Source organism: Salinivibrio sp. IB643, assembly GCF_001996105.1.
In the GTDB taxonomy this organism is placed as follows: Bacteria; Pseudomonadota; Gammaproteobacteria; order Enterobacterales; family Vibrionaceae; genus Salinivibrio; species Salinivibrio costicola.
In genome coordinates this window covers 15,561-35,468 of sequence record NZ_MUFF01000004.1, presented here as the reverse complement: position 1 = coordinate 35,468, position 19,908 = coordinate 15,561, and the positions used below count along the sequence as shown (strand labels likewise).

General features: G+C 50.4%; 20 protein-coding genes. 8 read left to right on the top strand and 12 right to left on the bottom strand.

The features are described 5' to 3' along the window. Positions 1-174: 174 nt before the first annotated feature. Complete coding sequence (locus tag BZG77_RS02590; protein ID WP_158011407.1) at positions 175-1,029, bottom strand: SDR family oxidoreductase; 855 nt, start codon at positions 1,027-1,029, stop codon at positions 175-177. A gap of 322 nt (positions 1,030-1,351) precedes the next feature. Between BZG77_RS02590 and BZG77_RS02585 the strand changes: the two genes are divergently transcribed. Both BZG77_RS02585 and pyk read left to right on the top strand, forming a co-directional pair. Then, positions 1,352-2,206 carry a MurR/RpiR family transcriptional regulator gene (locus tag BZG77_RS02585; protein WP_021022372.1) on the top strand — a complete coding sequence of 285 codons (855 nt, stop codon included), beginning with the start codon at positions 1,352-1,354 and terminating at the stop codon, positions 2,204-2,206. 154 nt (positions 2,207-2,360) lie between these two features. Continuing rightward, positions 2,361-3,806 carry a pyruvate kinase gene (gene pyk, locus BZG77_RS02580; protein ID WP_021022373.1) on the top strand — a complete coding sequence of 482 codons (1,446 nt, stop codon included), beginning with the start codon at positions 2,361-2,363 and terminating at the stop codon, positions 3,804-3,806. 81 nt (positions 3,807-3,887) lie between these two features. Here the strand turns inward: pyk and BZG77_RS02575 are convergent, their stop codons facing one another. The 7 genes from BZG77_RS02575 to pspA all read right to left on the bottom strand — a co-directional run bounded on the left by BZG77_RS02575 (position 3,888) and on the right by pspA (position 10,288). Next, complete coding sequence (locus BZG77_RS02575; protein ID WP_077646074.1) at positions 3,888-4,475, bottom strand: GNAT family N-acetyltransferase; 588 nt, start codon at positions 4,473-4,475, stop codon at positions 3,888-3,890. A 20-nt stretch (positions 4,476-4,495) separates the two neighbouring features. Further along, positions 4,496-6,037: a transcriptional regulator TyrR gene (tyrR, locus tag BZG77_RS02570; protein WP_077575833.1), complete on the bottom strand. Its 1,542-nt coding sequence runs from the start codon at positions 6,035-6,037 to the stop codon at positions 4,496-4,498. Between the two features lie 419 nt (positions 6,038-6,456). Further along, positions 6,457-7,482, bottom strand: coding sequence for a YcjF family protein (locus BZG77_RS02565; protein ID WP_077646073.1), 1,026 nt, complete (start codon positions 7,480-7,482; stop codon positions 6,457-6,459). Positions 7,483-7,493: 11 nt separating this feature from the next. Continuing rightward, the gene (locus BZG77_RS02560) at positions 7,494-8,885 is read right to left on the bottom strand and encodes a YcjX family protein (RefSeq protein WP_077646072.1); all 1,392 of its coding nucleotides are present in this window, start codon (positions 8,883-8,885) and stop codon (positions 7,494-7,496) included. Between the two features lie 90 nt (positions 8,886-8,975). Next, positions 8,976-9,371: an envelope stress response membrane protein PspC gene (pspC, locus tag BZG77_RS02555; RefSeq protein WP_021022378.1), complete on the bottom strand. Its 396-nt coding sequence runs from the start codon at positions 9,369-9,371 to the stop codon at positions 8,976-8,978. After that, a complete protein-coding gene (gene pspB, locus BZG77_RS02550) occupies positions 9,368-9,598 on the bottom strand; it encodes an envelope stress response membrane protein PspB (RefSeq protein ID WP_021022379.1) in 231 nt (76 codons plus the stop codon). The genes pspC and pspB overlap by 4 nt, the downstream gene beginning before the upstream one ends. A gap of 21 nt (positions 9,599-9,619) precedes the next feature. Next, a complete protein-coding gene (pspA, locus tag BZG77_RS02545) occupies positions 9,620-10,288 on the bottom strand; it encodes a phage shock protein PspA (protein WP_021022380.1) in 669 nt (222 codons plus the stop codon). Between the two features lie 161 nt (positions 10,289-10,449). Between pspA and pspF the strand changes: the two genes are divergently transcribed. The 6 genes from pspF (at position 10,450) to BZG77_RS02515 (ending at position 16,852) form a co-directional block, all read left to right on the top strand. Continuing rightward, positions 10,450-11,445 (top strand): phage shock protein operon transcriptional activator, encoded by a 996-nt coding sequence (gene pspF / locus BZG77_RS02540; protein ID WP_077646071.1) that lies wholly within the window; start codon positions 10,450-10,452, stop codon positions 11,443-11,445. 141 nt (positions 11,446-11,586) lie between these two features. Further along, complete coding sequence (sapA, locus tag BZG77_RS02535) at positions 11,587-13,206, top strand: ABC transporter substrate-binding protein SapA (RefSeq protein WP_077646070.1); 1,620 nt, start codon at positions 11,587-11,589, stop codon at positions 13,204-13,206. Between the two features lie 3 nt (positions 13,207-13,209). Then, complete coding sequence (locus BZG77_RS02530; protein WP_021022383.1) at positions 13,210-14,172, top strand: ABC transporter permease; 963 nt, start codon at positions 13,210-13,212, stop codon at positions 14,170-14,172. Further along, entirely contained in the window at positions 14,159-15,046 is an 888-nt protein-coding gene (gene sapC / locus BZG77_RS02525; RefSeq protein ID WP_021022384.1) for a putrescine export ABC transporter permease SapC, read from the top strand. Before BZG77_RS02530 ends, sapC begins: the two co-directional genes overlap by 14 nt. Beyond that, positions 15,046-16,053, top strand: coding sequence for a peptide ABC transporter ATP-binding protein (locus BZG77_RS02520; protein WP_021022385.1), 1,008 nt, complete (start codon positions 15,046-15,048; stop codon positions 16,051-16,053). The genes sapC and BZG77_RS02520 overlap by 1 nt, the downstream gene beginning before the upstream one ends. Further along, positions 16,037-16,852 carry a peptide ABC transporter ATP-binding protein gene (locus BZG77_RS02515; RefSeq protein WP_021022386.1) on the top strand — a complete coding sequence of 272 codons (816 nt, stop codon included), beginning with the start codon at positions 16,037-16,039 and terminating at the stop codon, positions 16,850-16,852. Before BZG77_RS02520 ends, BZG77_RS02515 begins: the two co-directional genes overlap by 17 nt. Before the next feature lie 174 nt (positions 16,853-17,026). Here BZG77_RS02515 and pyrF read toward each other — a convergent pair whose 3' ends face one another. From pyrF to ihfB, 4 genes are all read right to left on the bottom strand, one after another. Next, positions 17,027-17,725 carry an orotidine-5'-phosphate decarboxylase gene (pyrF, locus tag BZG77_RS02510; protein ID WP_077646069.1) on the bottom strand — a complete coding sequence of 233 codons (699 nt, stop codon included), beginning with the start codon at positions 17,723-17,725 and terminating at the stop codon, positions 17,027-17,029. Between the two features lie 87 nt (positions 17,726-17,812). Beyond that, positions 17,813-18,982 carry a lipopolysaccharide assembly protein LapB gene (lapB, locus tag BZG77_RS02505; RefSeq protein ID WP_021022388.1) on the bottom strand — a complete coding sequence of 390 codons (1,170 nt, stop codon included), beginning with the start codon at positions 18,980-18,982 and terminating at the stop codon, positions 17,813-17,815. 3 nt (positions 18,983-18,985) lie between these two features. Continuing rightward, a complete protein-coding gene (locus BZG77_RS02500) occupies positions 18,986-19,273 on the bottom strand; it encodes a LapA family protein (RefSeq protein WP_021022389.1) in 288 nt (95 codons plus the stop codon). A gap of 299 nt (positions 19,274-19,572) precedes the next feature. Further along, positions 19,573-19,857 (bottom strand): integration host factor subunit beta, encoded by a 285-nt coding sequence (gene ihfB / locus BZG77_RS02495; RefSeq protein WP_021022390.1) that lies wholly within the window; start codon positions 19,855-19,857, stop codon positions 19,573-19,575. Between the last annotated feature and the right edge of the window lie 51 nt (positions 19,858-19,908).

Sequence of the window (19,908 nt, the reverse complement as noted above, 5' to 3'; positions counted from 1 at the left end):
GAACTTCTTGGTCATTGCCCAGTCCTAATGGGTGCATCGGTAAGAAATGCCTTGTCCCCCTCAGCGATTGAGGTGCATGATTCACCTTTCTTTCCGAACTGCTGCTGCTTTTTCTACTTACTTTAGAGTTTATTTGTCTCTACCTTTATTTTGCCCACCTTGTGTGGGCTTTTTTTATTTTGGTGCAGGGTCATCAGACGTTACCTGACCATTGGCAATCATTTGATAGGGCGACGCATACCGTAAGGTGAGTCCCAGCTGCGCCAGCGTATGCGAGGCATCAATCCATTTTCCATCGCCAGCACTTGGGTGATACTCAGGTGGCGTTAATCCCATTTCACGTGCAGCCCAGCTGTAATAAACGCTTTTGGATGGATGAAGATCCGCACTCAAATGGAAAACATGTCCCCATTGGCGCTGATGAATCATTGCACTGATTGCAGCCATAACATCGCTACGATGGATAAGGTTAACCGGCTCGCTGCCGCCAGACAGCCCTGTACGCCCTGACAACATGGTTGATGGGTGACGTTCACCGCCAATTAAACCTGCCAAGCGCAGCACACTGCCCCGATTGCCATACACGCGATCAACATGGGCTTCAATGGCTTCATGCGCTTGACCGGATGCCGTTGTCGCGGCGGTCGGTGTCTGTTCTGTGACTTGTCCTTTAAGCTCTCCATACACAGACGTCGTGCTAATAAAGAGCACATGTTCAACGCCCGCTTGTGCCAGATGATCAATAAAGGCGGTCATCGCGTTGCGGTAGGCATCAAAATCGGCATTACGTCGCCCTGCCGCGATATTGATCACCACAATGTCGCAATCAAGCAATGGCTGCGCGTGGTGGTAATCGGGCGCCATGACATCAAAAGGCACCATTGGCGCACCTAGTGACTGGCTCCATGCTTGCGCTGCATCCGATTGGCGCTTGGTCCCCACCACCTGATGCCCTGCCGCTAGCAAGTGCGACGCAAGAGGGGTACCCAACCAACCACAACCACAAATTCCGACTTTCAATCCTGACACAAGCACTCCTTAGGGTTACGTAATTATTTTTCAATGTAATCGGCTTCACACCGCTTTTTGCCCCATTTTTGACCGATTGTTTATTTCACGCTGTAAATATATTCCTTCATTGTGTAAGGAAATAACCAAAAGCGTGAATGGTGACAAAGTTTTCATTCTCAGATAGTCATAATAATGTCATTACAAAGCGTGAGACGATAGACTATTCATCATTAAACGGTGGTCAAAAACCGTGATGATTGACGTACTTAAACACTGCATTTTGTTCGCTCTCAGGGAGCGATAGTTTTTAATTTGGTCTTGAACGTAAGCGGTAACTCAGATGAATACTCTGGAAAAAATACAAAAAAATATTGAAAACTTCAGCAAATCTGAAAGAAAAGTTGCTGAAATAATTGTCGCCTCACCTCAAACCGCTATCCACTCAAGCATTGCGACGTTAGCGAAAATGGCTGATGTGAGTGAGCCAACGGTGAATCGCTTTTGTCGTCGTTTAGACACCAAAGGATTTCCCGACTTTAAATTGCATTTAGCGCAGAGCTTGGCAAACGGTACGCCTTATGTGAACCGTAACGTTGAAGAGAACGACGGTGCCGATGCTTACACAGCCAAGATTTTCGAGTCAACCATGGCCTGTTTAGATGTGGCGAAGAACAGCATTGATACACACCAAATTAACCGTGCTGTTGATATGTTGACCCAAGCAAAGAAAATTTCTTTCTTTGGTTTGGGTGCGTCAGCGTCTGTTGCCCACGATGCGCAGAACAAGTTTTTCCGTTTTAACATCCCTGTCGTCTGCTTTAACGATATTGTGATGCAACGCATGAGCTGTATTAACTGCAATGACGGCGACGTGGTGGTGATGATCTCACACACAGGCCGGACCAAAAGCCTGGTCGACGTGGCGAACTTGGCCCGAGAAAATGGCGCCACCGTGATTGGTATTACCCAGCGCGATTCACCGCTCGATAAGGTTTGCTCGCACACCATTCAACTCGATGTCCCTGAAGATACCGATGAATACATGCCAATGGCAAGCCGCGTGGTGCAAATGACCGTCATCGACGTCTTGGCTACCGGTTTTACCCTACGCCGCGGCCCCGGCTTTAGAGATAACTTGAAACGTGTCAAAGAAGCCATTCGCGATTCACGTTTTCATAAAGAATCATTGACCTAATCCCGAGGAGTGCATGGCACTCCTTTTTTCTGTCATCTCGTTGATATTTTCCGTGCGCTACACTGATGTCAGCGTTTTATTGGTTTATTACTAAGCGGTGATGCTTGCCTTGTAACACGCTTCTTGCGCATCACCCTGTCTACAGGAGTTAATCATGTCTGCAAAATTGAGAAGAACGAAAATTGTCACCACCTTGGGCCCGGCAACGGATAAAGACAGTGTGTTAGAGGCCGTCATTCAGGCGGGTGCCAATGTCGTTCGCCTCAACTTCTCTCACGGCAGTGCAGAAGATCATATTAAGCGTGCCGAACAGGTGCGTGCTATCGCCGCTCGATTGGGTCGCCATGTGGGGATTTTAGGCGATTTACAAGGCCCTAAGATTCGCGTATCCACGTTTAAAGACGGCGCTATTGTGCTTGCGGTGGGTGATAAATTTACCCTAGACAGCGATCTTTCTCCGGGAATGGGCGATCAAGACGCTGTGGGGCTGGACTACAAGGCGCTACCGCAAGATGTCACCCATGGCGACATTTTGCTGCTCGACGATGGCCGTGTACAGCTCAAAGTATTGGCCGTTGACGGCACCAAAGTGCATACCGAAGTCACGGTGGGCGGGAAGCTATCAAACAACAAAGGGATCAACAAGAAAGGCGGTGGCCTGTCTGCGCCTGCGTTGACCGAAAAAGATAAACAAGACATTCTCACCGCCGCCAAAATCAAGGTCGACTTTTTGGCTATCTCGTTCCCTCGCAACGGTCAAGACATGCATTATGCCCGCTCATTAGCACGCGAGGCTGGTCTGGATGCACGTTTGGTCGCCAAAGTTGAACGCGCAGAAACCGTGGTGAGCGATGCCAGTATTGATGACATTATCGAAGCGTCTGATGTGGTGATGGTGGCACGTGGCGATCTTGGCGTCGAAATTGGTGACCCTGAGTTAGTCGGGGTACAGAAACAATTGATCCGACGCGCACGCAGTATGAACCGCTTAGTGATCACTGCCACGCAAATGATGGAGTCGATGATCACAGCCCCGATGCCAACCCGTGCAGAAGTGATGGATGTCGCTAACGCCGTGTTGGATGGTACCGACGCGGTAATGCTATCAGCAGAAACCGCAGCAGGACAGTATCCGGTGGAGACGGTACGCGCCATGGCAGAAGTGTGTGTCGGTGCGGAAAAAATGCCGTCGGTGAATGTGTCTAACCATCGCTTGGATCGTCAGTTTGATAGCCAAGAAGAGACGGTGTCGATGGCAACCATGTATGCGGCAAACCATATGAAAGGGATTAAAGCCATGGTGTCGCTGACTGAGTCAGGCCGCACCGCGTTAATGATGTCACGTATTTCATCGGGTAAGCCCATTTTCGCCTTGTCTCGCCATGAACAAACGCTGAATCGTGCAGCATTGTATCGCGGCGTCACCCCCGTGTATTTCGACAGCAACAGTGGTGCCGGTCCGCAAGTGGCCGAGCTTGCCCTGCAGACACTGAAAGCGGGTGGGTTTTTGAATGAAGGCGATCAGGTGATCATGACCCAAGGTGACCAAATGGAAGTGATTGGCTCAACCAATACGATGCGAGTCTTAACAGTGAAATAGCGAATGTCCATGAGGGCACGAGCAAAAACAGCAACGCAAAAGGCGATCGCAATCGATCGCCTTTTTTCATGGAACCTTCCTTTAGGACGACGATTTARGGCGCCAGTGGGGATTAATATGTGCCATTAACAGGTGATCTTCCCATTGACCATTAATGAGCAGGTAATCCCGTGCTCGTCCTTCTCGTTCAAATCCAACGGCCTCTAACACCTTGGCACTGCGCGCATTGCATGGCATATAAGCGGCATTGACGCGGTGAATATGGATATTATCGAATAACCATTGATTGGTGGTCGCCAATGCGCGGCGCATAATGCCCTGCCCTTGTGCCGCTTGGTCTAACGAGTAACCGACGGTGCAAGAATACGAAGGATACTGCATCATGCTGGTATAAGAGATCACTCCCAATACCGTGGGAGAATCTTGCTTGGCAATTAAAAAATAATATGCCAGCTGATGCTTTTGTAACTCCATCAGCTGTAGCACCCGCCGTTTCCAGCCCTGCTCGGAGTAAAAGCCCGATGTTCGCGCCGGCTCCCAGGGGGCAAGAAAGGCACGATTGCGCTGAAAGTATTGCACAACTCGCATGACGTCTTCATGGCTGATGGCATCAATGCGCAGTTCATCCACGGATAATCGCGGCAAATCACTCACCGAGGGTTCGTACATAGTCACTGTCTTGGCCCGCGTTATTTCTTACCAATGCCATAGTCGCGCAGTTTATTGGCGATAGCGGTATGCGAGACATCCAGCCGCTTAGCCAGTTTACGCGTGGAAGGGTAGCTTCGGTACAAGTTATGCAATATGCCAGACTCATAACGCTTCATGATTTCGTCCAACGATCCATCAATCGACTCTTCACTCAGAAACTGGGTGTTTTCGATTTCTGGTAACTGCACATCGTCTATCGTCATCACGTCGGCATCGATTTGGGTCATCGCATGCAATAACACATTGCGAAGCTGGCGGATATTGCCCGGCCATGCATAGTGGGTCAGGTAGTCTGCAAGGGCGTCATCGATGCTTGGCTTGGATTGGCCCAAATCGGCGGCAAATTGTTTAATAAATAGCTGCGCAAGTGGCATCACATCCGCAGAACGTTCTCTCAGCGGTGGAACCGTCAGCGATAAGACATTAAGGCGATAAAAGAGGTCTTCGCGGAATTGGTGCGCGGCCACCAGCTCAGGTAAATTTTTCTGCGTTGAGCAAATCACCCGCACATCGACCTGCATTTCACGCTCTTCACCGACCCGACGGAAGGTGCCGTCTTGCATAAAGCGCAGCAGTTTTACCTGCAGGTGACGGCTCATTTCACCGACTTCATATAGGAAGACGGTGCCGCCGTCCGCTTGCTCTAAAATCCCTTTTTTCGCGCTACCGCCCTCTTCTGCGGCGGCCATGCCAAATAGCTCGGTTTCAGCGGCGTTATCAGGCATCGACACGCAGTTCACCAGCAAGAAGGGTTTGTCTGCCCGCAGTGAATGCCGATGGCAAGCGCGCGCAATCATCTCTTTGCCTGTTCCGGTTTCGCCTTGTACCAACAGTGGCGCGTCGAGCATCGCTAATTTTTTAGCTTGGCTCATCAGCTGCTTAAACTTGTTGGATTGGCCAACGAGGTGCTCAAAACCATGGTCGCTAGGCGTGCGGAAAACCGTTTGCGGGGTGTTATTCAGCGCCACTTGTTTCAGTTGGACCACGGCGCTCACGAGCACAGGCTGTTCGCTTTCATCGTTGATATGAACAGGCATCACTTCCATGAGGAAGTCGAGGCCAGCCATCACCACCATCCTACAGCTTTGGCTGGCTTCTTCTTTTTCAAGCCAATGGGCAAACTGAAAGTCAGGAAACACGGTGTTCGCATGCTCGTCGATAAGCTGATGCTCACTGGATCCAATCAGATCTTGTGCCGCTTTATTGGCCATATCGATGTAGCCGTCAAGGTTGATCGAGACCACAGGATCGGTCAGGCTTTCGACCAAGGCACGTAGCTCTTTATGCTCGCGCTCGGCAGGCAAGAACTGGACTTTGCGCACATCGGTGACCCCAGAAATCAGTCGAATTTCAGACATCAACTGACTAAAGGCTTCAAATTCAATTTCAGGGCAGTTCAGATAGATAATCCCGACTTGGTCGATTTCGATCCCGCGTAGATCAATATCGCGGCGAACCAGAATATCAAGCAGTTCGCGGGTCAGTCCGATCCTATCTTCACAACAGACTTTCAGTCTCATAATGGATTCCTGTAACGTGACAGTGATACCCAATACCGGCGCAGAACAAGATGGGATGAGGTGATTAAAACCTGCTCTGATCAAGACGTTACAAAAGCAATCGTCAGTATTTTTTCATGCGCCGGATTAGCTGTCAGGATAAGTTGACACTGAGGCGAAGTTTGAGCGGGTTAGGGTTAACAGTCAAGCCCTGATGCCATTTTTGCCTTGCGACATCACGTTTGTAGCACAGACTTTTGCCGTTTAAACTTTTGATTATATTATAAATAAAAACACAAGGTGACAGAGCGCAATGGGCTACGATGTCACCAAGAGCCTGTTACTAAGAGCATGTGACCAAGAGCGTCACCAAGGGCGCCACCAAGGGCGCCACCAAGAACGTGTCACCACGCGTGCTACACGCATTCGCGTCAGTGGGGTTATTCGCCGGGGGTTGGGCTTTTACCCATTAGCCGTTTTACCAGCTCGCGCCGCAACTGTGACAAGCTCGGGGCCGCTTGCCCATGCCAAGGCAGTGGCCGCATCAGGGTCATGGTTTTTAATCCAAGGCGAGCCGTGAGCAAACCAATCCCCAACCCTTGGGCGACGCGACCAGAAACACGTCCAGCGAGGTTCACTGAAAGGACATCAAAGCCAACATCGGTCATGGCCTCACTCGCGCCGGCAAGCGCCATGTTGGTGAGAACCATTTTAAGTAAACTCAATCGGGCTTTGACCCCAAGTTGAATGCCATACACGTTGGCAATCTTGGTCATTAAATGAAAATTTCGCCACGCAACCAGTAACATATCGGCGGCCGCCAATGGGCTAACGGCCACCATTAAGGCCGCCTCTTGCGAGTGTTTCGTCACCAAGGCGCGCGCTGCCTTATCTTGAGCGCTGAGTACCTGTTGCTCATAAAGGCCTAAAATTTCGCTGTCGTTATGGGTTGCCGTGATCGCTTGCTGCCACTGTGTAAAAGCTGGACGTTGTACTTGTCCGGTTTGCTCCGCTAACTGACGACAAAAGTGTTCGCCCTGCCCGACCGCATCACTGGCCAGCAGTTGCTCAGCCTGTTGGCGGACAGCATCGCGTTGCAGCAAACGACGCATCGCGCGCCATTCTTTACCCAGCATCACCAATCCAGTCGTGGCGATGGCGATCAACAAACCTTGCCAGCCAAGACTAAGCCAATCTTGCGCTAGCCAGCTTTGATACACACTGTCAGCGGATTGCCACAATGCCAGTAGCATGGTTGCCAACATAAGAAATGGCCACACTCGGCGTCGCTTGCGTGACGAGGGGGCGAGCGTTGCATCAAGCGAGGCTTCCCATTCATCACTCGCCGCCGGCGTAAAATCATGGTCCGATTCAAACGTGGTGCCTTGTTGTATCCGGCTATCTAATGCCGTCTGGTCTATCTCGGCATCCTGTGCAAAGGTTTGTTTTGGCTTGTATTGGGTCATGACTACCTCATTTATCGAAATTTGTCGCCAAGCAAATAATCCAAGGCTTTATCCATGCGGATATGTGGCAAGGGGGCATCGAGCGGCGCGGGTTGCGGACGAAACGACGGGAAGTCAAACCCTTGATCCTGCCAGAAGGCATCTTCCGGTAACTGAGCCGGTACCTCTCCCGGGTATAACGTCACTGGGCTGTTATCGGCCAAATGGCCTTTTAACGCGCTTTGGGTGCTGCCTTTTACCGAGACATAGCCCGGTGTGGTTGCTTCAATCGCGGCGACACTTTGACAGCGCATATCAATGCCTTCAAACGCCGCCTGTTGCCACGCTTGATGAACAATTTGTTGCAACAGGCTCACCAAGTTTGGATGTTGCTCGGGGGTCACATGATCGGCTTTGGTGGCGGCAAACAACACTTTATCGATACGGGGCGAAAACAGCCGTTTGAGTAACCCTGACTTGCCGTATTTAAAGCTTTGCATGAGCTGCTCAACGGCGAGGCGCATATCGTGAAACGCAGCGGGCCCAGCGTTCAACGGCTGTAAGGTGTCGACCAAGATGACTTGGCGATCAATTTTGGCAAAGTGTTCGCGGTAGAAATGGGCAACCACATGTTCACAGTAATAGTCGTAGCGCGCCTTGAGTACCCCATAGTTGGAGTCTTTCCCTGCTTTGGTCAAATCCTGTTCATTGTCCGAGCCAACCCAAGGAAAGAACTGCACCACAGGTGCACCAGCCAGTTCCCCGGGGAGCACAAACCGGCCAGGTTGCACCCAATGCAGCCCGCCATGTGCTTTACACTGGTGTAAAAAGGCCGTGTAGTCGGCAGCAATCTCAGCCAGCTTTTTTTCATCTGCCGGTGCAAACGGGTCGAGCGCCGCGGCTTTGGTTGTCCACGTACCAGCAAGCTCGCCACGACGCCCGGTCAATAATCCCGACTGTTTAGCTGACCATTGCGAGTAGGTTTGACTCAACAAGGGTAAATCGAGCAGCCACTCTCCGGGGTAGTCAATAATATCAACGTACAAGGTCGCCATGTCGTTAATCGCTCTCAGTGCGGCAGACTGGGGCCGATACCGCACGGCTAGGCGTACTTCACTGACATCACGCGTGGGTGACGGCCACGCCGGCGGAGTACTATGTAGCGCCTGCATGGCAGAGTCGTAATCAAACGCGGGCAAGTGCATATGTGGATGTGGCTCTCGACGCGCCCCTAATCCACGTCCCTGCTGCACCAGTTGCATTAACGGCAAATGAGGCTCGGTCCCCAAATGCGTCAGCTGGTTAATGAGTGAGGTAATAAAGGCCGTTTTTCCCGCACGCGAGAGGCCAGTAACCGCAAGACGAACATGACGGTCAGCGCCTCGGCTGGCCCACTGCTTTACGCGCCTTTTCACTGATGGCATAAGTTTTTATGGCTCCTTGATCAGCCAAGCTGCCTACGACAGGCAGCCGCTGTGCATAGTTAAATGCGTGTTCTGATAAGTTGAGGCGGATTATAGCTTTTTAAACGCTTGATCAACGTTAAACGCTGATGATGTCACATAGGCTTCCATCTGAGTGATCTTGTCTTCCATTTGCGTGAACTCGCCGTTGAGATCACGGATCAGTTGGCTGGCTGACTTGCCCGACTGCCATGGCTTTTGTTTCACCTGATGCGCTGGCGCCGCTTGAGCCGGCTCAACCGTTTCGTGTTCTTGCGCCGGTTTTTTATCTAAGATCAGCACGGCGGCGATGTAGGCCACCACCACAAAAAAACCGAAGCCGAGCAAAAACGCGGAGACCGTCAGGATCCGTACTAACCAGGTTTCCATCCCAAAGTGGTTGGCAAGGCCGGCGCACACACCGGCAATGCGGCCGTTGTCTGGATCTCGATATAAGGTTCCCCTCATGCGCGTTGCCTCCATTGTGGCGCTTCAGCATCAAGCAAGCGCTCTAAGTTATCCACACGGGCTTGCAGTTTTTCAGCGCGCTGAGCCAGCTGCTGTAACGTTTCGTAATCTTGCCCACTTAAGCCCTGCTCAACTTGGCGTTTACTGCGGTAATGCAGCAACAGCCATAGCGGGGCGACGAACAGTAAAAATATCGCCAGTGGAAAGCCAAGAAATAGTGATGACATGTCCGCTCCTCGTCGTATTGGTTATGATTGATTATCTTTCATTTTGGCTTTTAAAGACGCCAACTCTTTCTCAATTTCGTCTTGGGCTTGAAGATCCGCGAACTCGTCGTCTAGTCCTTTGCCTTTGCCAACTTGATAACTGTCGGCCTCCGCTTCAAGTTCGTCAATACGGCGCTCGTATTGTTCAAATTTCGCCATTGCTTCGTCCGCACGACCACTGCCGAGGTGACGACGTACATCACGACGATTGCCCGCAGTCTCACGGCGAATGCTCAGCGATTGCTGACGTGCCCGCGTTTCGCTCAGCTTGGTCTCAAGCGCTGCAATTTCACCACTCAGTTTTTCAACGCTTTCCGCAATTAAACTCAGCTCTTCATCGAGTGCGACTTTCACGTCATGCGCTTTCTGTTTTTCGATCAATGCAGCGCGCGCGAGATCTTCTCGATCTTTTTGCAGCGCTAGCGAGGCTTTTTCCTGCCAGTCTTGAATTTGGCGTTCGATGTTTTCAATCTTACGCGCGACTTCTTTTTTATCTGCCAGCGCTTTCGCTGATGATGTCCGCACCTCTACCAAGGTGTCTTCCATTTCTTGAATGATCAAACGGATCATTTTTTGTGGATCTTCCGCCTTATCGAGCAAGGCGTTGACGTTGGCATTGACGATATCTGCAAAACGAGAAAAGATTCCCATCACTGACTCCTTCTATTTGTTCAAGTTTGTTTAAACCTGCTCACACTTATTCAAACGGTATGCCAACTTTTTATGCACTATTTTTCAATCGGTTAAAAGCAGTTGCGTCGGCCTTCTAAACCGTTCATGATGAATAAAACCACTATTTGGTAAAAATCGCCATGCGAGAACAAGATAACTTACTGGGGGAGTCCGACCGTTTTTTAGCCGTGTTAGACCATGTTAGTCGGCTGGCCCCGCTCAACCGTCCGGTTCTGATTATGGGTGAGCGCGGCACCGGGAAAGAGTTAATCGCGCAGCGTCTTCATTACCTCTCAACCCGTTGGTCACAACCGCTTGTGAGCTTGAACTGTGCGGCGCTAAGCGAGGGGCTGATCGATTCTGAGCTCTTTGGCCATGAGGCCGGTGCTTTTACCAGTGCCAAAGGCCGACATGCGGGCCGATTTGAGCGCGCTGAGGGCGGAACGCTATTCTTGGACGAGATTGCTACCGCGCCTCAGGGCGTTCAGGAAAAGTTACTCCGTGTGATTGAGTATGGCGAATATGAACGTGTTGGCGGCACCACGCCTTTGCGCGCAGATGTTCGGCTGGTGTGCGCCACCAATGAAGATCTACCCGCGCTTGCGCAAGACAACCAATTTCGTCCTGATCTGCTGGACCGGCTCGCCTTCGACGTTATCCATCTCCCCCCGCTTCGCGAGCGCCAGCAGGATATCTTGATCATGGCCGAGCACTTTGCCATGAAAATGGCGGTTGAGCTCGGTTATCCATTATTTGCGGGCTTTTCGCAACCGGCCCAAGCACAATTGCTAACACACTCCTGGCCAGGTAATGTGCGAGAGCTGAAAAATGCAGTTGAGCGGGCGCTTTCGCGCCATAATGATGCCACCACACCCATCGATACGATTTGCCTTGACCCATTTTCACCGCCTTGGCAGCCTCAGCAATCCACGCATGCTCCTTCAGCGGTCAAAGGTTCATTTCCAGCCTTTCCTCTTGATCTGCGTGAGTGGCAAACCACACAAGAACGCGATTTGGTCACAGCGGCGTTGTCGCAAGCCAACTATCATCAGAGGAAGGCCGCGCAGTTACTCGGCCTAAGCTACCATCAATTTAGGGGGCTGTTGCGCAAGCATAACGTGGGACAAGATAACTAATCTTGTGGTTGCTCAACCTTTATCGGCACAGGGACAACTCACGGACACAGAAACGCAAGATAACCCCTACTTTACTTGGTGGTAAGACCGTTTCGGTGGTAGATTACGGGATTCATTTTGATAGCTGATTTTACTTGGTTTATGCGCGTTTTTTTCCAGTTTTTGATCCTGGGCGTGAGCGGTCTGCTTCTCGCAGGTTGTGATGCGGCTAACGATCAACGTGCGGCCGACAACCGTGGTTTTGTGTTTTGTGGCCCAGGCCAACCGAACACATTTAACCCTCAGTTGACCGATGGCGGCCTGACCGCAGACACCTTATCGAGCCAGCTGTACGATCGCCTGCTTCAGCTGAACCCTGACACCTACCAACCCGAGCCCATGCTCGCGAAAAGTTGGGAGGTCAGTGATGACGGTAAAACCTATACCTTTGTGCTCCGTCGTGGTGTGGCTTTTCATCGCAGTGTGACCTTTACGCCGTCTCGTTACCTCAATGCTGAGGACGTTGTTTTCTCTTTTCGGCGCTTGATTAACCCCAGTCACCCTTTTCATCGCATTTCTGGCGGCCAATATCCATGGTTCGATAGCATGGATTTTTCAAGTTTAGTCTCGAGTGTCAAAGCGACCGATACCTATCGTGTGCAATTTACCCTCTCGCGACCCGATGTGTCGTTTCTTTCTACACTGGCCAGCAAATTTTCGGTGATTCTTTCAAAAGAATATGCCAACCAATTATTAGCCGCCGGTACACCGGAAAAGATCGACGCCTACCCGGTTGGCACTGGCCCGTTTGCTATGGCTGAATATCAGCCTCGTGAATTAATTCGTCTGCGCCGCCACTGGCAATATTGGCAAGGTCCCGCCCCGATGGAGCAGGTGGTCTTTGATATTTCAACCCGAGGAACGGGCACCTTGGCAAAAATGCTGACGGGTGAATGTGATGTGCTCGCCTCTCCCGTTGCCAGTCAGTTACCCGTCGTGGTGAATGATCCGCGCTTTCGTTTATCATCTCAAACGGGGATGAACGTGGCGTTTATTGCGCTCAACACCCGCCATCCAGCGCTTTCGCAGGTGGAGGTTCGTCAGGCGATCAATCTGGCGATTAATCGCGGCGCCTTACTAAGCTCGGTGTATTATGGCACAGGCACGCCTGCCACCAGCTTGTTGCCACCGATGTCTTGGGCGTATGACCCTAATCAGCAAAGCCAACATGATCCCAAGCTCGCAGCGGCTCTGCTCGCCAAAGCCGGGTATCGCCATGGGTTCAGTGTTGATTTAACGGTGCCATTAAAGCCCACGGCGTTTAATCCAAGTCCGCGTAAAACCGCCGAACTGATCCAGGCCGATCTGGGAGAAATTGGCATAGACGTTAATATCATTCCAGAAAAAACCGTTAACCGCGCATCGATTCGGGAAGGCGATGACAGTCACGGTATGGTGCTTACCGGTTGGGTGGCCGATAATGGGGATCCTGATGCTTTTTTACGCCCATTACTGACTTGCAATGCCAAGTTCACGGGGTGGAATATCGCCAATTGGTGTAACCGCTTTTTCGATCAAACCTTAAATGAGGCCATTGCGACAGACAATATGGCCATGCGCAAAACCTTATACCAGGACGCACAAACCATTCTTAACCGTCGGATGCCGGTGGTGCCACTTGCCCATGGTATTCAACACCAAGTCCGTGATGCACATTTAACCGGGCTAACCATGACACCCTTTGGGGCAGACAGTTTTGCTGATGTGTCACGGGAGCGCTAAACCATGCTGATTTATACCTTACGACGCTTCAACTTATTTTTGATCACCTTGGTGATCCTCACCTTGGTCGCTTATAACATCATTTTATTGTCGCCTGATTCAGGATGGCACCAATATGACTATTGGTTAGGGTGGGTTTATTATCTACGCCAACTCATTGATGGAAACCTAGGGCTTGCGGCTAACGGGGAGCCAGTAGTCAATATTCTTGCCCATGTCGCACCGGCGACGTTAGAGCTCTGTATTTCCGCGCTGGTCATTAGCGTGATGGTCGGCGTACCGCTCGGCACGCTTGCAGGGCTGCGTAGTCAAGGCCCCACTGATAAAGTGATTTCATCCCTCGCCGTCGTGGTATTTTCGATTCCGACATTCTGGTTAGCCATCTTACTGATTATGGTGTTCTCACTCGACTTACAATGGTTCCCCGTATCAGGCCGCTACAACCTTTTGTATGAGATTCCGCATATTTCTGGGTTTGCGTTAGTCGATTTATGGCTCTCGGATTTACCGCTCCAGGGAAAAGTCGCGACCGATATTATGCGTCATCTTGCTCTCCCGACACTGACGCTTGCCGTGGTTCCGACAACTGAAATTATTAAGATGGTCAGAAACTCAATGGCCTATGTGATGAGTCAGAATTACATTAAAGCCGCGGCCACTAAAGGGCTATCGAAAACCGAGATTGTGCTTCGGCATGGAATGAAAAACGCGATTCCGCCTATTATTCCCAATTTTGGATTATTGGTTTCCACCATGGTGACCTTTGTGATTATTGTCGAATCTGTATTTAACTGGCCAGGCATTGGGCGTTGGTTACTCGATGCGCTCCTTGTCAAAGACTATACCTCTGTACAAGCGGGCGTGCTCGCGATTGGTGGGTTTGTCTTATTGATTAATATTGTCTCCGATGTGCTAGGGGCGTTTATGAATCCGCTGGTAAGGAAGAAATGGTATGCCCTCAAATAGTGTCTACGTTGAACAGCATATTCCCACTCAGTTTGAGCGGACTTGGACTGCCTTTCGCCGCAATAAGTTAGCTGTGATTGGGTTTTGGTGTCTAGCCGGGCTTCTCTTAGTGACCCTCTTTGCACCCTTGCTCGCCCCTTGGAGCCCGCAACATCAAACGGGTCAGCTTTTGATGCCGCCCTCTTGGGTGCAGTCTGGGCAGATTGAGTTTTTTCTCGGCACCGATGATTTGAGCCGCGACATGCTATCGCGCTTAATTGCCGGCTCTCGCTTAACCTTTGGATTGGCGCTGATAACGGCATTAACCGCGTCGTTGGTCGGCATCGCTATTGGTGTGCTGGCAGGCATGACCAAGGGCCTGAAGTCCAGTGTGTTAAACCACATTCTTGACAGCATTCTTTCCATCCCTTCGCTGCTATTGGCGATCATTGTGGTCGCCTTTCTCGGTGTCGGTGAAACCCAGATATTGCTCGCGATTTGGTTGTCACTGATCCCTCGTATTATTCGTGCGGTGTATACCGCGGTCCACGATGAAATAGAGAAAGATTACATCATCGCCGCACGCTTGGATGGCGCGAATAATATCTATCTGTTACACCATTCTATTTTGCCGAATATTGTCACCGTATTGAGTACTGAAGTAACCCGTGCAATCTCGGTCGCGATCTTGGATGTTGCCGCGCTGGGTTTTCTAGGATTAGGGGCTCAACCCCCAGCCCCCGAATGGGGCGCTATGCTCGGTGATTCCATTGAGCTTATTTTTACCGCTCCCTGGACAGTGACCCTGCCCGGCATAGCCATTGCGTTTAGCGTGTTGGTTGTTAACCTTGTCGGTGAGGGCGTCAGCCAAGCCATCAACGCAGGAACTGAATAATGCCGTTATTAGATATTCGACACCTAACCATCGAAATTGAAACGCCTCAAGGGATGGTGAAAGCGGTTGATAGAATGAGCCTGACCATTAATGACGGTGAAATTCGTGGCCTGGTAGGAGAATCGGGCTCAGGAAAAAGCTTGGTCGCTAAGGCCATTTGCGGTGTGACCAAAGATCAATGGCATGTCAGCGCCGACCGTTTGAGGCTGGGCAATATTGATTTACTGGAGCTACCAGCCAGAGAGCGCCGCCACGTAGTGGGTAAAGATATTGCGATGATCTTTCAAGAGCCATCGACCTGTCTTGACCCCTCTGAAGTGGTGGGCCATCAGCTTGAAGAAGCGATTCCTCCCGCGTCGTTTTCTGGCAGTTGGTGGCAGCGTTTAAACTGGCGTAAACAGCATTCCATCGCTCTACTCCATAAGGTTGGGATAAAAGATCATCGGCGGGTGATGGACAGCTATCCTTACGAGCTCACCGATGGCGAATGTCAAAAGGTGATGATTGCAATGGCGATCGCCAACCGCCCTCGACTATTAATTGCCGATGAACCAACCAATGATTTGGATCCCATCACGCAAGCACAAATTTTCCGACTGCTCAGCCGCACCAATCAGCTGTCGAACACGACCATTTTGTTGATTAGTCATGATCTGACTTTGGTTACGCGTTGGGCGGATAGAATTACCGTGATGTATTGTGGCCAGTCTGTGGAGTCGGGAAACCGAGAGCAAATACTCACCACACCCCATCATCCATATACAGACGCATTATTACGGACCATGCCGGATTTTAGCCGCGAGATCCCGCATAAAAGCAAACTAGAAACTCTGCCTGGCTCAATACCGCCATTACAACATTTACCTATTGGTTGCCGACTTGGCCCGCGTTGCCCCTATGCGCAGCGTAAATGCGTAGAAGTACCGCGAACCGAGAAAGTGAAAAACCATAAATTTGCCTGTCATTTCCCGCTCAACATGGAGAACAAGCATGGCCGCTCTTCTTGAAATTGATGGGCTATCGAAAGACTATCATCACCGGTCTGGTTGGCTAAAAAAGCGCGTCACCCATGCGGTGAAGCCGGTGTCCTTTTCATTGGATGTCGGCGAGACAATTGCATTTGTCGGGGAAAATGGCTCAGGTAAGTCAACCTTAGCACGAATGATTGCTGGCGTGATTGAACCGACCGCGGGACAAATCCGCGTTAATGGCGATCCACTCCGCTATAAAGATTATCAAACACGCTGCAAGCTCATACGGATGATCTTTCAAGATCCGAATACCTCGCTGAACCCACGCAACCAAATTGGACAAATATTGGAAGGGCCTTTGCGTCGAAATACCAATATGACACCCCAAGAGCGTGGGAAACGGATTAAAGACACCTTATTACGGGTCGGGCTAATCCCGGAGCACGCTTATTTTTATCCGCAAATGCTTGCTACCGGTCAAAAGCAACGTGTTTCGCTTGCAAGGGCGTTAATTTTGCAACCCAGTGTGATTGTTGCCGATGAGGCATTAAATGGCTTGGATATGTCAATGCGATCGCAGATCATCAACCTGCTGCTCGAGCTACAAGAAGAAATGGGGTTATCTTATGTCTATGTGTCGCAACACATGGGCGTGATTAAACATGTGACGGATAAGTTGATGGTGATGCAAAAAGGCGAAGTGGTTGAATCGGGCGATACCGCCTCACTGTTTGCTAACCCACAGCATAGCCTCACCCAAAGGCTTATCGATAGCCACTTTACCGCTCCGGTATTAGACAGGCGCTCTCGCAAATCCTCAGGTGCACGACCGTAATACAAGCATGAGCGGCCGGCTCTGTCCGCCGCTCATGCTTTCCTTGCTTGATGCTTCTCTGTTAATGCTTTCTCTTTGAATGCTTTCTCTGTTGGTGCTTTATCTGTTAGTGCTTTATCTGTTAGTGCGTTATCTGTTAGTGCCTTCTCTAGTAAGACTTAGATAGCTGGCACATCAAGTGCGTAGGGATTGATTAATCGTATGTAACACAGCGGCTGGATCGGCAGCTTGGGTGACAGGTCGACCAATGACAAGGTAATCCGAACCTGCATTTACCGCTTCTTCTGGCGTCATAATTCGGCGCTGATCGCCTGCGGCACTGCCAGCCGGACGGATCCCTGGAGTCACCAACTTAAAGGTGTCACCACACTGCGCTTTAAGCAAACTGGCTTCTTGTGCTGAACACACCACACCATCCAAACCCGACTGTTGCGTCAGCTTGGCAAGATGCTGCACCTGCGCTTGTGGTGAGCGTTGTACCCCAATTTGGCGTAAATCCGCATCCGTCATGCTGGTCAACACGGTGACACCGATAAGCAATGGGCGGTTGCCTCCATATGGTTCAAGCGCCTCGCGTGCTGCACTCATCATGCGCTCGCCTCCTGATGCATGCACATTGACCATCCACACGCCTAGCTCTGCCGCAGCCGCTACAGCACGGGCGCAGGTATTGGGGATATCATGAAACTTGAGGTCGAGAAAGACGTCGTGTCCGCCTGCATGAAGCTGTTTGACAAGCGCTGGGCCAAACAAGGTAAACATTTCCTTGCCCACTTTTAAACGGCATGAACCTGGCTCGATTTTATCCGCAAAGGCTAACGCTTGGTTCATATCTGCATAATCAAGTGCCACGATGACTTTTGGGTCGTGCATGTTGTTTCCTCGTTCCTCGTTGAATGCTTATAAACGGCATAATGCCGCACTAACCGATAAAAAAACGGCGATGCCTAAGCATCGCCATTACTCCCCATCAAGCCCTCGAATTGGCTTGATAGCGCCCCAGCTTTTGCAAGATGGGCATTGCCAATAAAGCGCATGCGTGGAAAAACCACATTTACGACATCGGTAATGAGGCTTCACTTTCATTTGTTCAGCGACCAAGCCTTTTAAGGTGTTCAAGCTTGCTTTTGCTCGCCCTTCCTCGGCTTGCTCAACATGGTATTCCATTAACTTATAAAAGCCGCGCATGGTCGGATTACGCGTAAGTTGGCGCGTAAGAAAACTCTGCGCCATGGCGATATTCTCGTTGCTGCCAATCACTTCAGAGAGCATTAGCTCGGCGCTGACGCCTGCATTCTTTTCAATACATTCTTTTAAAAAACGCACCAACTGCATCTCTCGTCCCAAGGCGCGATAGCTTTCTGCAAGCAAAGGTAGCGCTTCACTGACAAAATCAGCATCCTGCTCTAAGATGTTCTCGAGCTGTTTGAGCGCCCCTTTGTAATCTTCATGCTGAATGTCGAGTCTTGCCAATTTTAAGCTCGCTCGGACACAGCTTTTATCGTAAGACAAAGCACGACGTAACAATTGCCGTGCTTTGTGCTCATCACCCTCAGCGAGTTGCTGCATCGCAAGCTCACAGTGGAAATGTGCGATATCTTTACGCAGCTTATGTTTGCCCATTTTGACCAGCTTCGCTGCGGTATCGATTGCTTGCTCCCATTCTCGCGTTTGTTGCGAAATGGCAAGTAATTGCTGCAGGGCAAATTCGCGATAATCGGGCTCATCAACCAGCTCTGCAAAGATTTTCTCGGCGCGATCAAAAAAGCCGGCAACCATATAATCTTTAGCGAGCTGCTGCATCGCGAGGTTGCGCTGATCTAAGGTGAGATTGGGCCGAGCGATTAGGTTTTGATGAATTCGGATTGCCCGGTCGACTTCACCCCGTGAGCGAAAAAGGTTGCCCAACGCCAGGTGAGTATCAATGGTTTCGTTATCGACCTGCAAAAGCTCGATAAATAAGTCGACCGCTTTATCTGATTGCTCAGACAGCAGCAAATTGAGCCCCGCCACATATTGGCGAGACAAATGATGGGACTGTTCTTGCCGTCGATGACGAGCATTCCTGTTACCCATGTACCAGCCGTAACCGGCGGCAATCGGGAGTAACAGAAACAACAGCTCTAGCATGAATTATTGTTCCTTAAGCGGGTCCGTACGCAACTTATCAAGTTCTTTGCGTTGCTTTTCCACCTGTTTACGTAGTCCTCGAGCCGTCATTCGGGCTTTGAGATATAGTGCGCCGCAAACGAGCCAGCCAATGCCAAACCCGATGACAAAGACAATACCCAAGATGACGGATAAACGAAACTCACCCTGAGCGATTAAATAGTTAAAATTGACCACAGCTTGGTTTTGCGCTCCTAGCGCCAAGGCGATCAAAAAGCATAATACCAGAAACAGAATGCCGAGTATTTTCACAAGTATTCCCTCATTGCGAAAGGCCGAATGCCCGATCAGTGATGGTAGATAGACAAAGTGCGAGGCACCTGCCATTGTGAACATTGACGCTTGATTTCAATACCAAACGTCGTCGTTACCCTTCCCCTAGCTTACGCTTTATTCAGGCTAAGGTTAATCCGAATAACAACGTGTCGTCGTAGGTATAAGATCTTACACAGGAGGTATGATTATGCAGGAAATTCGTCACGCAAGCTATGATCAGCGGACATAAAAAAACGGCATACTTGCAGCATGCCGTTTTTTTCAGCGTCTATCGATTAACCATAAATGTTAACGCGATCACGAAGTTCCTTACCAGGTTTAAAGTGAGGGACGTACTTGCCGTCTAACTCGACCTTTTCGCCTGTTTTAGGATTACGCCCCACACGAGGCGCGCGATAATGTAGTGAGAAACTACCAAAACCACGGATTTCGATACGATCACCGCTTTCTAGTGTGCTTGCCATATGCTCAAGGATTTCCTTGATGGCATCCTCTACCTGCTTCGCAGATAGATGGGTTTGTTGACTACAGAGTCTTTCAATCAACTCAGATTTGGTCATAAACACCCCGCTTTAGTATGTTTCTCAACAGTATAAGTGCAGAGGGGGAAA

What these genes read in the sequence shown, in the direction of transcription:
- BZG77_RS02585 (WP_021022372.1), top strand. Translation starts at nt 1,352, where the DNA reads ATGAATACTCTGGAAAAAATACAAAAAAATATTGAAAACTTCAGCAAA.
- pyk (WP_021022373.1), top strand. Translation starts at nt 2,361, where the DNA reads ATGTCTGCAAAATTGAGAAGAACGAAAATTGTCACCACCTTGGGCCCG.
- tyrR (WP_077575833.1), bottom strand. Translation starts at nt 6,037, where the DNA reads ATGAGACTGAAAGTCTGTTGTGAAGATAGGATCGGACTGACCCGCGAA.
- BZG77_RS02565 (WP_077646073.1), bottom strand. Translation starts at nt 7,482, where the DNA reads ATGACCCAATACAAGCCAAAACAAACCTTTGCACAGGATGCCGAGATA.
- BZG77_RS02560 (WP_077646072.1), bottom strand. Translation starts at nt 8,885, where the DNA reads ATGCCATCAGTGAAAAGGCGCGTAAAGCAGTGGGCCAGCCGAGGCGCT.
- pspC (WP_021022378.1), bottom strand. Translation starts at nt 9,371, where the DNA reads ATGAGGGGAACCTTATATCGAGATCCAGACAACGGCCGCATTGCCGGT.
- pspB (WP_021022379.1), bottom strand. Translation starts at nt 9,598, where the DNA reads ATGTCATCACTATTTCTTGGCTTTCCACTGGCGATATTTTTACTGTTC.
- pspA (WP_021022380.1), bottom strand. Translation starts at nt 10,288, where the DNA reads ATGGGAATCTTTTCTCGTTTTGCAGATATCGTCAATGCCAACGTCAAC.
- pspF (WP_077646071.1), top strand. Translation starts at nt 10,450, where the DNA reads ATGCGAGAACAAGATAACTTACTGGGGGAGTCCGACCGTTTTTTAGCC.
- sapA (WP_077646070.1), top strand. Translation starts at nt 11,587, where the DNA reads ATGCGCGTTTTTTTCCAGTTTTTGATCCTGGGCGTGAGCGGTCTGCTT.
- BZG77_RS02530 (WP_021022383.1), top strand. Translation starts at nt 13,210, where the DNA reads ATGCTGATTTATACCTTACGACGCTTCAACTTATTTTTGATCACCTTG.
- sapC (WP_021022384.1), top strand. Translation starts at nt 14,159, where the DNA reads ATGCCCTCAAATAGTGTCTACGTTGAACAGCATATTCCCACTCAGTTT.
- BZG77_RS02520 (WP_021022385.1), top strand. Translation starts at nt 15,046, where the DNA reads ATGCCGTTATTAGATATTCGACACCTAACCATCGAAATTGAAACGCCT.
- BZG77_RS02515 (WP_021022386.1), top strand. Translation starts at nt 16,037, where the DNA reads ATGGCCGCTCTTCTTGAAATTGATGGGCTATCGAAAGACTATCATCAC.
- pyrF (WP_077646069.1), bottom strand. Translation starts at nt 17,725, where the DNA reads ATGCACGACCCAAAAGTCATCGTGGCACTTGATTATGCAGATATGAAC.
- lapB (WP_021022388.1), bottom strand. Translation starts at nt 18,982, where the DNA reads ATGCTAGAGCTGTTGTTTCTGTTACTCCCGATTGCCGCCGGTTACGGC.
- ihfB (WP_021022390.1), bottom strand. Translation starts at nt 19,857, where the DNA reads ATGACCAAATCTGAGTTGATTGAAAGACTCTGTAGTCAACAAACCCAT.